This window comes from Flavobacterium sp., assembly GCF_044339515.1.
Classification (GTDB): Bacteria; Bacteroidota; Bacteroidia; order Flavobacteriales; family Flavobacteriaceae; genus Flavobacterium.
The window spans coordinates 35066-49208 of record NZ_JBIIVK010000004.1; the positions used below are offsets into that span (position 1 = coordinate 35066).

The window sequence follows — 14143 nt, forward strand, 5'->3', positions numbered from 1 at the left end:
AAGACGCCTTCACTAATTGCTAATTTTCTCCTAAAACTATTAGTTTCGTGAATAAATCCCATACTACAATTCCGGCACTGACAGAAATATTCAATGAATGTTTGGTTCCTAATTGCGGAATTTCAATTACACCTTCCGATTTTTCGATGGCTTGTTGCGAAACACCCTTTACTTCATTACCGAAAATTAAAGCATATTTTTTGTCTTTTTCAACTTCAAAATCATTTAACATAATCGAATTTTCAACTTGTTCGATGGCAAAAACGGAAAAGTTGTCTGCTTTCAATTGCTCAATCACCGAAATCACATCTTTTTGATATTCCCATGCAACTGTGTCGGTGGCACCTAAAGCCGTTTTATGAATTTCCTTGTTGGGGGGTGTAGCCGTGATACCACACAAATATATTTTTTCAATCAAAAAAGCATCTGAAGTTCTAAAAACCGAACCAATGTTATGCAAACTTCTAATGTCATCTAAAATAAGGATGATTGGCGTTTTTTGAGCATGTTTAAACTCTTCAATATTTTTACGTTCCAGTTCAGAATTGGCTAATTTTCTCATCTTACAAAAATAGGTAATGCTTTTGAATTTTGCCATTGAATTTTGCCATTGAATTTTGCCATTGAAATTGCCATTAAAATTTTATTTCCGTATTTTTGAATCCAAACCTAAAACCTAATCCATTGTCAGCCAAATCCAGCACCGTCAAAGAACCGAAAGAAACGCCTTTAATGAAGCAATACAACGAAATCAAGCGGAAGTATCCCGATGCTTGTTTGTTGTTTCGTGTAGGCGATTTCTATGAAACGTTTGGTGAGGATGCCGTTCGTGCTTCGCAAATTTTAGGGATTGTTTTGACCAAAAGAGGTGCCGGTTCTGAAACTGAAACGGCCTTGGCAGGTTTTCCATATCATTCGTTGAATACGTATTTACCAAAATTGGTTAAAGCCGGACTTCGGGTAGCGATTTGCGATCAATTGGAAGACCCAAAAATGACCAAAACCATTGTGAAACGAGGTGTGACCGAGTTAGTTACTCCCGGCGTTTCGATGAATGATGAGGTGTTGCAATCTAAATCAAATAACTTTTTGGCTTCGGTTTATTTTGGTAAGAAACAAATTGGCGTTTCATTTTTGGATGTTTCAACAGGCGAATTTTTGACATCTCAAGGAAATGAAGAATACATCGACAAATTGTTACAAAATTTTAGCCCGAGTGAAATTTTAGTAACCAAAAATCATAAACAACATTTTAGAGAAGTTTTTGGCGAAGATTATCACACTTTTTTTCTGGAAGATTGGGTGTATAATGAGGATTATGGCCATGAAGTGTTGACCAAGCATTTTCAAACTAATTCATTAAAAGGATTTGGAATTGAAGAAATGCAAGAAGGAATCGTCGCTTCGGGTGCGGTTTTGTATTATTTGTCGGAAACTCAACACAATAAAATCCAACATATTACTTCCATTCAACGCATTGCTGAAGATGCGTATGTGTGGATGGATCGTTTTACGATTCGAAATTTAGAATTATACCACAGTACCAATCCCAATGCAGTCACATTGTTGGATGTAATTGATAAAACGCTTTCGCCGATGGGTTCGCGTTTATTGAAACGTTGGTTGGCTTTGCCATTGAAAGATGCAGCTAAAATACAATCTCGTCACGAAGTAGTGACTTTTTTAAAGGATAATTCAGAAGTTTTACAGAAAATTCAATACCAAATCAAACAAATATCCGATTTGGAACGGTTGATTTCCAAAGTCGCAACCGGAAAAGTTTCACCTCGAGAAGTGATGAACCTTTGTCATTCGTTGGATGCTATTATTCCAATCAAAACATTGGCATTGGCAAGTGCAAATGAATCACTCAAAGCGATTGGCGATAGTTTACATGCGTGTGATTTATTGCGAGAAAAAATCAAAACTACTTTGAATCAAGATGCTCCCGTTTCCATCAACAAAGGAAATGCAATTGCCAAAGGAATTCATCCCGAATTAGATGAATTAAGAGCAATTTCTACATCCGGTAAAGAATATTTAGAAGGAATTGAGACCAGAGAATCGGAGCGAACCGGTATTTCATCCTTGAAAATTTCGTTTAATAATGTGTTTGGGTATTACATAGAAGTTAGAAATACGCACAAAGATAAAGTTCCTGCAGAATGGATTAGAAAGCAGACCTTAGTGAATGCCGAACGATACATTACGGAAGAACTAAAAGAATATGAAACCAAAATTCTTGGGGCAGAAGACAAAATTCATCAACTCGAGTCGCAGTTATTTGAGCAATTGGTCATTTGGATTGGTACTTACATTAAACCTGTTCAGTTAAATGCGGCTTTAATTGCTCAATTAGATTGTTTGAATTCGTTTACGCAATTGGCGATTGAAAACAAGTATGTTCGACCCATTTTAGATGATTCGTATGAATTAGAAATTACTAACGGTCGTCATCCTGTTATTGAAAAACAATTGCCGGTTGGCGTTCCGTATATTGCAAACGATGTTTTTTTGGATAGGGATTCGCAACAAATTATCATGATTACCGGTCCGAATATGTCGGGTAAATCGGCTATTTTGCGACAAACAGCTTTAATTGTGCTGTTGGCCCAAATGGGAAGCTTTGTTCCGGCAGAAGCGGTGCGAATGGGTGTAATAGATAAAATATTTACAAGAGTTGGAGCAAGCGATAATATTTCGATGGGTGAATCGACGTTTATGGTTGAGATGAATGAAACAGCTTCCATTTTGAATAACATTTCTGAAAGAAGTTTAGTTTTGTTAGATGAAATTGGTCGCGGAACCAGTACTTATGACGGAATTTCCATTGCGTGGGCGATTGCGGAGTATTTACATGAACATCCGAACCGACCAAAAACGTTGTTTGCCACACATTATCACGAGTTGAATGAAATGGAAGTTACGTTTGACCGCATTCAAAATTTCAATGTTTCGGTTAAAGAATTGAAAGATACCGTTCTTTTTATCCGAAAATTAGTGAAAGGCGGCACCGAACACAGTTTTGGTATTCACGTTGCTAAAATGGCCGGAATGCCACAAACCGTGATTCAAAAAGCACAAAAGATTCTAAAGAAATTAGAAAAAAATCATTCGAGTGAAGAATTATCCGGTATAAAATCTTCGAAGGATGAATTGCAACTTAGTTTTTTCAATTTGGATGATCCGTTGTTGGAAGAAATCAAAGAAGAAATTTTGAATATTGACATCAATACCTTGACCCCTGTGGAAGCTTTGATGAAATTGAACGAAATCAAGCGAATGTTGACGAAGAAATAGTTAGAACTTATATTTTATACCTAAATTCAAATAACCTGGAAGAATATTGTTTGAAGTAATCGATTCATAGCCAATTGCACTTTGATTGGATACAAATACTGTACTATTAAAGTTTAAAATATTATGACCTGTTATCATGTATTCCCATTTAGAATCTTTTTTAGAATATCTTAAAGAAGGTGAGAGAATTTTTATGACACTTTTGTTTAGGTCTGTTTTAAAGTCATTGTGCGAATAGTTAATTCTCCAATATAAATTTTTGATTACCAAGCCATTCATGTTTAAATATACTTTTGAAATTTCATTTTTACTCAAATTATCATTATTATCGAAATTTGTTTGACTATAATTATAACCAATTTCAAAGTGAATAGGTGATTTTTTAAATTTTGATCTTAGTTGCACATCGTATGAAGTGTATATGGATTTGAAATTTGCAAGATCATTATTTATGTAAAAGTCTCTGTTTATATAATTGACATCAAAGTTAAATGATGAAGTAAATGGTATTTTATTGAAATTCTTTTGGTAAAACAAAATGAAATTAGACATTTCTTGTTTTGGAGAAATTCTATTCTCATAAATGTTAAAGCTATTGCCACTTATCAAATTAATATTTTCGGCTTTATTCGTCCAAGAGTAATTTAGGTTAATAATTAAAAAAGTATTTGTGATTGGATTTGTTTTTAAATAATTAACTCCAATTTTTTTTAAAGGAAATAGTGTGTTTGATCTAAAATCCAAATTTCTATATACGGTTCGATAGTCTTTTACAAATTCATTATTAAAAAGATTCTCCCTGTTGGCAAGATTATTTGAAATTGAATTGTTCAATTGTAAAATAGAATTTGAATTAAATTTATATTTCAAATTAGCCGTATAACCGAAATAACTGGCGTTTTCAGTATTTGAATTGTAATTTTGATTTACATTATTATAATTTCCGGTAAAAGAAACGCTTAGTTTATCGGAAAACAAATAGTTTAAATTTATTTCAGGTGTCAAAATATTTTTCATTATGCTGAAAAAATTTTGATAATTTTGCTCTACATCATTCCAATTTCTAAATTCAAAATCTGAATTTTCATAATACAATTTAAATATAGGATTAAATTTATTTAATTTTATAGAATATTCAGATGCTAGTTGAAACTCACTATTGTTCTTATTGAAACGTTGCTCAAAAGAATTAATTGAATTTAAGTCGAATAATTCAAAGTTTGCATTAATATTACTTTGATTAGTTGTTTTGCTAATATTATGAGAAACCGTTGTTGAAAAATATGATTTCTTTATTTTTTTAGAAAACTCAATTTTATTTTGAATTTTTAAAATTCTACTGTTATTATTTTGGTTTATTATAGATTCTTCTTGTACGAAGTCATTAATAAAATTATCTTCTTTACTTAGATTGTCTATCAATACATTATTAGTCATTTTAACTAATGTATTTGAATTGAATTTATGAGTTGAACTTAGATTTAAATTTGCAAAAAAACTGTTTTCATTAATTTTAGAGTTCTCAAAAAAATCAATGTTAGTATCGATAAATCGTTGCTTGTTAGAATAAACTTCTTCTTGCGAAGAACCATTTAAAATAGAATAAAAGTGAACTTTTGTCTTTTTGGAAATATTGAAAATATTTGAAACATTTAAAAATGTATTTTTTTTACGGGCCACATTTTCACCTGAAGTTAAGAATTTTGGAATTTCATTTAATGACGTAAATGTCACAGAACTTTCCTCTTTGTTATTTACATTATTATTGTCAATTAATTCGAAATAATCTTGAATACTCATAGGTGCTATACCCAGATTGTTTGAATTTGCAATGAAAGAAAACTTGTTTTTTGAATTAAAATTATATAATGTAGTATGTAGCTTATAACGATTTATAAAATTATAGTCTTTTTGTAAGTTACCTTTTAACTTCTTTTTATATTCATCTTTTATGATGATATTTAATGCCGTATCACCGGTTAATGAATCTTTTTTTATTTTATCGAATGGCGCATGATTCTTGTAAAATTCGATAGATTTTACAATATTCGAAGGTAAGTTATCTGTCGCTAATTTATGTTGACTTTTGTATAAGTTATCACCGTCAATCAATAGTTCGGTTATTTCTACACCATTAACTTCTATCCGACCTTTGGGTGAAATTCTAATACCTGGAATATTCTCTATTAAATCTTTAAGACTATCTTCTGTGCCGTTTAAAAAACGATTCACATTATAAAAAGTAGTGTCACCTTTTGTTATTATAGCATTTCGTTGCGATTCTAAAATAACTTCTTTGAGTGCTAATGGATTTGACTTAATTGTAATATCACCAATATCTATTGGCTCATTTGTAATTTCAATTTCTTGGCTAAAGTTTTCATAACTTAAAGCACTGAATGTAATTAGTATTTTTTTAGATTTAGACTTGTTTTTAATTTTAAACAAACCGTTAGTTTGACTTACGCTATAATCAATTATAGATTCAGTATTTATTTCTTTAAGAACAACATTTACTCCTTCAACCCCAAGCTTGTTTTCATCTATAATTGTTCCAGTTATTGTATTTTGAGAGAAAGATTGCTGAAAGAGTATAAAACAAAGGAAAAAATATTTCAACATAGCATTATATTTCAACTTATTTGCTATCTCGAATATATTCGATATTAGTTTTTAAATTTTCATCATATTTGAAATTAACAAATTTACATATAAATAAATTTTCAGCACTAATTTCCAATATGAAACCGGGTAAACCACCATATTCAAACGGGCCATCATTTACAGGTATTTTTTCGCTATACCAAGCAGTATATGAAATAGTATAACCATATTTAGTGAGTTCAGTAACAGCTTTTTTACATAAAAAACCTTCTATTATTTTGGTTTCATTAGTAATTGTCCAATTAATCTCAGATAGTTTTTCTTTTTTATAATCTTCTTCACCATCACTTATCCATATTCTTTCATAAACTCTATTTTTTAAATCTTTGACACACGTAGATTTTGAAAAATGAATAGTTGTTTCTACCGTCTCGTAGTGAAAATCATATTCTGGATTATACTTCTTTAAAGTATCAATCTGAGTACCAGTTGGATTTATCAATTCCATTTTTGATTTAGAGTCATGAAAAGTATAACTGTAAATGTCAATTTTTTTTGCTTTATTAGTCAATTTACCATCTCCGCCTAAGCCTCCAATTAATTGTAGCATGTAGTTTCCAGTTATTGTTTGTGAAAAAGAAATATTTGTAATAACTACAAATAATAAAATAAAATATGTTTTCATTAGAATGTTTTTTAAAACCACCCCATTTGTGTGAGGTGGTTTATTTTTTTATTGTGCATTGATGTAATATGTTCCGTTGCCTAATCCAGAATTTGGATATTCTGTACAACGATATGTAATAGTTATCAATTGTAGTCCATGTTCTAAATTCTTAACGGTTCTGTTTACCTCCCAGCATAATGTGTGTGCATCATCTTCGTTTGAAGAAGTTTCTTCAAGCACTATTGAATTCTCAATGGCTTTTTCAGTAGGTTCAATTTCAATTGTTTTTGCAACACTTGTTGCACTAAACATTACTAAAGCTGTTAAGCTAAAAAAAAGTTTTTTCATAATTTATCTATTATTAAGATTATGAGTGCTAAACAAAAAAAAAAAAAGGAATATTCCTAATTTTTTTCTGTTTATTTTCATGAGTTAAAAAAACAATAGCTTGGCTTACGCATAATTCTTGATAAAATCAAGCGAATGTTAATCAAAAAATAAAAGCTATCGATTTAACTTTCAAATCATTAGTTTCTACTGTAAATTTTTTTCCAAAAAACGCTTGTAAAAGTAAATATTTATAGTACATTTGCATCCGCATTACTAAACAAGTAGTGTTGTTCTGTAAAAAACCTGTACGCGAAAATAGCTCAGTTGGTAGAGCACGACCTTGCCAAGGTCGGGGTCGCGGGTTCGAGTCCCGTTTTTCGCTCTCCTATCACATAATGCTCGAGTGGTGGAATTGGTAGACACGCTGGACTTAAAATCCAGTGAACAGTAATGTTCGTGCGGGTTCAAGTCCCGCCTTGAGTACAAAAGCTTCATTTGTTTTTCAAATGGAGCTTTTTTTATTTATAAAATTTAAAGTTCACTTGAATTTGTAAAACAATAAGAAGACCATAAGTTTATAGAAGATAAATAAAAGCATCAATAGTTTCCTTCACTTTAGAGCAAAAAAAATCCCGAACAAGTCGGGATGATTTTTTTCTGTTAGCTTATTGCTAATTACTGAGCAGCAGGAGCTTCAGCAGCAGGAGCTTCAGTAGTAGTAGCAGCAGAATCAACTACTTCAACAGCCTCTTCAACTGGAGGAGCAACTTCTTCAACAACTTCTGTAGTTTCTTCTACAGCAGCTTCAGTTTCTTTTTCTTTACAAGATACTACTGTTAAAGCAGCAACAAATACTAAACTTAAAATTACTTTTTTCATCTTACTAAATTATAAAAGGTTAATTATTAATTCGGAGCAAAGATATAAATTTTTTGGTTCAACAAAATGTTTTACGAAAAATTTTTAAAAAAAAATAAACTATTTGTTATTCAAACGTTTGAGTGCCCATTTTTAGGCTATTTTTTAAACATAAACCCCCTATTTTGATGGGGATTTACTGTTGTTTTCTTTAAAATGTTCTATTTTTTGACTTTTTTGCCCACTACTTTCATTTCATTAATCAAATGTTTCGCTCCGGCATACTTGTCAATGACGAAAAGTACGTAACGAATGTCCACCATAATGTTTCTGCAAATGGCAGGGTCGTAATAAATATCGCTCATGGTTCCTTCCCAAACGCGGTCGAAATTTAAGCCGATTAAGTTTCCTTTTGCGTCAATTGCCGGACTTCCAGAATTTCCACCTGTGGTGTGATTTGTTCCAATAAAATTCACCGGAAGTTTTCCATTTTCTGCATACGGGCCAAAATCTTTGTTGTTGTAAAGTTCAATTAATTTTGGTGAAACATCAAACTCGTAATCGCCCGGAACATATTTTTCCATCACACCTTCTAAATAGGTCACCGGACTGTAATACACAGCATCACTTGGTGCATAACCTTTTACCTTTCCATACGTTACACGCAGAGTTGAATTAGCATCTGGGAAAATTCTAGCTTCTTTCGGACTTAATTCTAAAATACCTTTCATATAGGTGCGTTGTAAAGCGGTATTTTTCAAATTAATTTCGTCGTATTTTGGAACTACGTTCTTATTGTAAGCATCAGCAAGCATTTTTACAAATACAAATCCACTGTCATTGTTCAATTTTTCAAGAACAGTTTTGGCATCTCCGGTTAACAATTCTTGGAAACCATTGTAACTTGTTAGTTTTGATGTTTTAAAAATTTCTGCCGTTTTCGCTTTTAAATCTTGATTCAATAAGCCTTCCGGTAAAAATTGTTTAGGAGATTTGGTGGCATACAACTCAATTAATTGCTCCATTACTTTTTCGTCAACTGTTGCGTTAAAATCTTTGTATAAATCGGCAAAACCGGTGATGAAATTTTCTTTTCTATCCATGAATGCTTTTTCACCTCTGGTATTGTAAAGATTTTCCAACTGAATCAAACGATAACCAAAACTTAGTAGTTCGGTGTTTCGCATGACAACTTCCATAAAATAATCACGACTTAAAGCATACGGAGCAATTTCTTTATAATTTTTCTCAAATTCTGAAAGTAAATTGCCGTATTCAGTCTGTTTTCCGGCTTTCGCCACTTTATTCATGAAATCTTTCTCAAACTCTTTTTTGATTTGAACCGCATTTGATTTTTTTAACCCTTTGGTTTCGCCAATCCATTTTTTCCAATAATTAGCCACTGAAGCATATTTTGCAGCATATTGAATTTTGATGGCTTTGTCTTTTCGCATGAATCCGTCTTGTACTTTCAAAGCAGCATCACGTACTTCAATTTTAGCAGGATTTAATTCATTTACAATTTGTTCTACCGCAACAGCAGGCAAATATTCCTGTGTTCTTCCCGGATAACCGAAAACCATGGTGAAATCATTTTCTTTCACACCATCAATTGATACCGGGAAAAAATGTTTTGGTGTATAGGGTACATTGTCTTTTGAATAAGCAGCCGGACGATTATTTTTGTCGGCATAAATTCTGAAAAGTGAAAAATCACCCGTGTGACGTGGCCAAACCCAGTTGTCAGTATCCGAACCAAATTTTCCGATGGAGGATGGCGGTGCACCTACTAAACGAACGTCTTTGAATGTTTCCACAACAAACCAAATGTATTGATTGCCGTCATAAAAAGCTCTGATTCGATTTTCTTGCCAACTTTCTTTCGGTAAAGAAGTGGTTAAAGCTGAAATGTTCTCTTGAATTTTTTTCTGTTTGTCCGCTTCGCTTGATATGGATTGAGTGTCTTCCAATACTTTTGAAGTGACATCTTCAATTTTAACGATGAATGTCACGACTAAACCTTCGTTTGGAAGTTCATCCTCTAAACTCATCGCCCAAAATCCCTTTTCCAAATAATCATTTTCAACAGTGGAATGCGATTGAATTTCGCCATAGCCACAGTGGTGATTGGTTAATAAAAGTCCTTTTGACGAAATTACTTCCGACGTACAACCATTGTTGAAATGCGGAACAGCATCCTTCATGCTCGATTTGTTGACGTCGTAAATATCTTTGGCCGACATTTTCATGCCGAGCGATTTCATTTCTTTTTCGTTCATTCCTTCCAAAAGTGACGGAATCCACATTCCGCCTTGTTGGGCAAATGCAGAAAAGGAAAGAAACAGTATGAGTAAGCGTAAAAATTTCATAATAAGTTGTTTAGTAAGTTATTATTTTACAGTGTGTTTGAATAATTTTCGTTTGTGTACTTCAAAATCGTTTGCAATATACAATTTTTGAGCAGCATGATTGTGTGGTTCTACTTCTAAATAGATGATTTTTAACGATAATTTGTGAGCTTCTTGACGGATGAAACGAAGCGTTTGTTTGCCAAAACCCTTTCCTTGAGCAGTGTTTTTGATGTATAATTCGTCTAAGAAAGCAATTTTTCCTTGGTATTCAAAACTGAAAACGAAGGTGAAAATGACATATCCAACGATTTCATTTTCATTCAAAATTAGCCAAGCTTTTCCGAGGTTTTCATCTTCAAGAAATTGATTAAAAAGTTTTTTGGACGTTTCAATTTGAAAAGGATATTGGTCGATGGCATAAAATTCCTCCATCAGTGGAAGGATTTGATCAATATCTGCAAAGCATAACGGTTTAAAGGTTGTCATTTTTAATATGATTTAAAATGACATCTGTTGCCCCTTTGTTCATTTGCACAAAAGTACTGCAAATATGACCTTTCTCATGGCGAATGTCATCGTTGGAAAGTAAGGTTTGAAACGTTTCATTCAATTCGTTTTGAGAAGAAATAGAAACACAACCTTCCATATTTACCAAAGCAATTGCTTCGGCAAAATGAGCATAATTGGGTCCGATTACGATTGGAATGCCAAAGGTTGCCGGTTCTAAAATGTTGTGCACACCGGGATTTCCGAAGCCGCCGCCCACGTAGGCAATGTCGGCGTATGAATAAATTTTTGTCAGAATACCAACTGTATTTATAACAAAAACTTGATATTCTTTTGGACTTGGTTTTCGGAGTGTTTCAATAGAATAATTAGAGTATTTCAGTTTTGTTTTATGAATTTTTTCGTAAAGAGAATTTATTTGTTCCTCTTTAATATTATGAGGAGCAATGATGAATTTCAAATTTTCAGCAGAATTATTAATGAAATTAACAAGCAATTCTTCGTCTTTCGGCCAAGAGCTTCCAATTACAATTGTGGTTGTATTATTTTTAAATTCTTCGATAAAATCCAAAGTATTATCTCTTTCCAAAATCGAAACTACGCGATCAAAACGCGTATCGCCGGAAATTTTTACATTTTGATATCCTAGCGATTGCAGCAGTTTTTTGGAGGAATCATTTTGTACAAAAAAGAAATCAAAAGTAGTTAAGCATTTTCGGTAAAATCCGCCATACCATTTAAAAAAGACCTGATTTTCTCTGAGAATTCCTGAAATTAAATAGGTTTTTATTTGCCTTTTTTTGAGTTCATTGAGGTAATTTGGCCAATATTCATATTTGATAAAAAACACCATTTCTGGATGAATAAAATCTAAAAATTGTTTAGCGTTTTGTGTGGTGTCTAATGGCAAATAAATCGTTAAATCGGCAATTGAATTGTTTTTTCTCACTTCAAAACCGGAAGGAGAAAAAAATGTCACTATAATTTTATGGTTTGGGAATTTGATTTTGATTTTTTCCATTACCGGAATTCCTTGCTCAAATTCGCCTAAAGAAGCGGCATGAAACCAAATCTTTTTATCATTAGAAGCAATTTTTTGTTTGATTTGCTCAAAAACATTCTTTCTTCCATCCACAAATAGCTTCATTTTTGGGTTAAAATTGGCAATGATTTTCAACAAAAAACCTACTAAATGAACCAATACATTATATAAAAAATACATAGAATATAAATTGTGTCGCTAAAATACATCACTTTACAGAATTTTCATTGTTATAACTCCTTAAATAATTACTTTTGTTCTACGATTAAGGTTTTCGACCTTACTCTTTTAAAATTTAATACAAATACAATGCGTAAACTCCAAATGGTTGACTTAAAAAGTCAATATGATAAAATTAAATCTACTGTTGATGCTTCCATTCAAGAAGTTTTAGATACTACAACTTATATCAATGGGCCAAAAGTTCATGAATTTCAAAAAAATTTAGAAGAATATTTAGGTGTGAAACACGTGATTCCATGTGCGAATGGAACGGATGCTCTTCAAATTGCTATGATGGGATTAAATTTAAAACCAGGCGATGAAGTCATTACAGCTGATTTCACTTTTGCCGCCACTGTTGAAGTGATTGCTTTATTGCAATTGACTCCCGTTTTAGTGGATGTGGATATGGTGAATATGAATATTTCAATTGAAGCAATCAAAAAAGCAATTACACCAAAAACGAAAGCAATTGTTCCTGTTCATTTGTTCGGAAGAGCAGCTAATATGGAAGCCATTATGCAAATTGCTAACGAACATAATTTATTCGTCATTGAAGATAATGCCCAAGCTATTGGAGCGAATTGTCGCTTTTCAGATGGAACAAAAAAGAAAGCAGGAACAATTGGTCATGTAGGGGCAACTTCGTTTTTCCCTTCTAAAAATTTAGGTTGTTACGGTGATGGTGGTGCCATTTTTACCAATGATGATGCGTTAGCTCATACCATTCGAGGAATCGTAAATCACGGAATGTATGTGCGTTATCACCATGATGTTGTTGGAGTTAATTCTCGTTTGGATAGTATTCAAGCAGCGGTTTTAAATGCAAAATTACCGTTGTTAGATAGTTACAATACCGATCGTCAAAATGCTGCAAGAAGTTATTCAAAAGCATTTGAAGGACATAAAAATATCATCGCTCCAACCATTTGTGCTATTTGTGATTGCCATGTTTTTCATCAATATACGTTGCGAATTATTGATGCGGATAGAAATGCCTTGATGGATCATTTACAAAGCAAAGGAATTCCTTGTGCGATTTATTATCCGATTCCGTTACATGCACAAAAAGCGTATGCGGATATTCGATATAAGGAAGAAGATTTTCCGGTAACTAATCAATTGGTAAAAGAAGTGATTTCATTACCAATGCACACTGAATTAGATGACGAACAAATTAAATTCATAACCGATTCAGTTTTAGAATTTTTCAACTAATCATATAAAAAAACATGAAAGTACTTGTAACCGGAGGCCTTGGATTCATTGGGTCTCACACTGTTGTAGAATTACAAAATGTAGGTTTTGAACCTGTAATTATCGATAATTTATCAAACTCTTCCATTGAAGTATTAGACCGAATTACCAACATTACCGGCAAGAAACCACTTTTTGAACAAATGGATTTACGGGACAAAACTTCTGTGCAAAATTTTTTTAAAAAGCACCATGATGTTTCGGGTGTAATTCATTTTGCCGCTTCTAAAGCAGTAGGGGAAAGTGTTGAAAATCCATTGTTGTATTATGAAAATAATATCAATGCATTGGTTTATATTTTACAAGAATTACAACAAAAAGAAGAAGCTCATTTTATTTTCAGTTCTTCTTGTACGGTTTACGGTCAAGCCGAAAAGATGCCGATTACAGAAGATGCATCGGTTCAGCCTGCCATGTCGCCTTACGGAAACACAAAACAAATTGGTGAAGAAATTATTTCTGATGTAGTAAAAGTTTCAAATATCAATTCCATTCTTTTACGTTATTTTAATCCGATTGGAGCACATCCAACAGCGGAAATTGGTGAATTACCAATTGGTGTTCCACAAAATTTAGTGCCATTCATTACTCAAACCGGAATTGGTTTACGTCAGGAATTATCGGTTTATGGTGATGATTATCCTACTCCTGATGGAACCGCTATTCGTGATTATATTCATGTAGTAGATTTAGCAAAAGCACATGTAGTAGCACTACAAAGATTAGTTGAAAATAAAAATCTGGATAAAGTAGAAACATTTAATCTTGGAACAGGAACTGGTAGTTCTGTTTTAGAAGTCATAACAGCCTTCGAAAAAGTTTCGGGTAAAAAATTACCTTATAAAATTGTAGGTAGGAGAGAAGGTGATATCACTTCGGCTTATGCCAATACCGATAAAGCAAATAATGTTTTAGGTTGGAAAGCACAATCCACCTTAGAGGAAAGTTTAGCAAGTGCTTGGAAATGGGAACAAAAAATTAGAAGTTAAAAAGTAAGGCTGTCAT

The 14143-nt window shown here is 32.6% G+C and carries 11 protein-coding genes and 2 tRNA genes; 5 read left to right on the plus strand and 8 right to left on the minus strand.

The genetic code is table 11. The features are described 5' to 3' along the window. Nucleotides 1-19: 19 nt before the first annotated feature. Nucleotides 20-562: an RNA methyltransferase gene (locus ACIQ0M_RS01790; RefSeq protein ID WP_396149197.1), complete on the minus strand. Its 543-nt coding sequence runs from the start codon at nucleotides 560-562 to the stop codon at nucleotides 20-22. Between the two features lie 170 nt (nucleotides 563-732). On the opposite strand from ACIQ0M_RS01790, the gene mutS reads away from it, so the two are divergent. Continuing rightward, nucleotides 733-3300, plus strand: coding sequence for a DNA mismatch repair protein MutS (gene mutS, locus ACIQ0M_RS01795; protein ID WP_396149199.1), 2568 nt, complete (start codon nucleotides 733-735; stop codon nucleotides 3298-3300). On the opposite strand, the gene ACIQ0M_RS01800 is transcribed toward mutS, so the two are convergent. The 3 genes from ACIQ0M_RS01800 to ACIQ0M_RS01810 are packed head-to-tail and all read right to left on the minus strand — an operon-like array spanning nucleotide 3301 to nucleotide 6919. Continuing rightward, on the minus strand, nucleotides 3301-5922 hold the full coding sequence (locus tag ACIQ0M_RS01800; protein ID WP_396149114.1) for a hypothetical protein: 2622 nt from the start codon (nucleotides 5920-5922) through the stop codon (nucleotides 3301-3303). Nucleotides 5923-5938: 16 nt separating this feature from the next. Then, nucleotides 5939-6589 (minus strand): GLPGLI family protein, encoded by a 651-nt coding sequence (locus ACIQ0M_RS01805; RefSeq protein WP_396149116.1) that lies wholly within the window; start codon nucleotides 6587-6589, stop codon nucleotides 5939-5941. 48 nt (nucleotides 6590-6637) lie between these two features. Next, complete coding sequence (locus ACIQ0M_RS01810; protein ID WP_396149118.1) at nucleotides 6638-6919, minus strand: hypothetical protein; 282 nt, start codon at nucleotides 6917-6919, stop codon at nucleotides 6638-6640. A 291-nt stretch (nucleotides 6920-7210) separates the two neighbouring features. Here ACIQ0M_RS01810 and ACIQ0M_RS01815 point away from each other — a divergent pair. Next, nucleotides 7211-7283: transfer RNA gene (locus tag ACIQ0M_RS01815), tRNA-Gly, on the plus strand. 15 nt (nucleotides 7284-7298) lie between these two features. Next, a tRNA-Leu gene (locus ACIQ0M_RS01820) sits at nucleotides 7299-7384 on the plus strand. 192 nt (nucleotides 7385-7576) lie between these two features. Here the strand turns inward: ACIQ0M_RS01820 and ACIQ0M_RS01825 are convergent. From ACIQ0M_RS01825 to ACIQ0M_RS01840, 4 genes are all read right to left on the minus strand, one after another. Continuing rightward, nucleotides 7577-7780, minus strand: a complete 204-nt coding sequence (locus tag ACIQ0M_RS01825; RefSeq protein WP_396149120.1) for a hypothetical protein — start codon at nucleotides 7778-7780, stop codon at nucleotides 7577-7579. A gap of 200 nt (nucleotides 7781-7980) precedes the next feature. Further along, nucleotides 7981-10128 carry a S46 family peptidase gene (locus tag ACIQ0M_RS01830; RefSeq protein ID WP_396149122.1) on the minus strand — a complete coding sequence of 716 codons (2148 nt, stop codon included), beginning with the start codon at nucleotides 10126-10128 and terminating at the stop codon, nucleotides 7981-7983. 21 nt (nucleotides 10129-10149) lie between these two features. Then, entirely contained in the window at nucleotides 10150-10596 is a 447-nt protein-coding gene (locus ACIQ0M_RS01835) for a GNAT family N-acetyltransferase (protein WP_396149124.1), read from the minus strand. After that, entirely contained in the window at nucleotides 10583-11839 is a 1257-nt protein-coding gene (locus tag ACIQ0M_RS01840; RefSeq protein WP_396149126.1) for a 3-deoxy-D-manno-octulosonic acid transferase, read from the minus strand. Before ACIQ0M_RS01840 ends, ACIQ0M_RS01835 begins: the two co-directional genes overlap by 14 nt. A gap of 129 nt (nucleotides 11840-11968) precedes the next feature. Between ACIQ0M_RS01840 and ACIQ0M_RS01845 the strand changes: the two genes are divergently transcribed. Both ACIQ0M_RS01845 and galE read left to right on the plus strand, forming a co-directional pair. Continuing rightward, complete coding sequence (locus tag ACIQ0M_RS01845; RefSeq protein ID WP_396149128.1) at nucleotides 11969-13099, plus strand: DegT/DnrJ/EryC1/StrS family aminotransferase; 1131 nt, start codon at nucleotides 11969-11971, stop codon at nucleotides 13097-13099. Nucleotides 13100-13113: 14 nt separating this feature from the next. Continuing rightward, nucleotides 13114-14127, plus strand: coding sequence for a UDP-glucose 4-epimerase GalE (gene galE, locus ACIQ0M_RS01850; RefSeq protein ID WP_396149130.1), 1014 nt, complete (start codon nucleotides 13114-13116; stop codon nucleotides 14125-14127). Nucleotides 14128-14143: the final 16 nt, after the last annotated feature.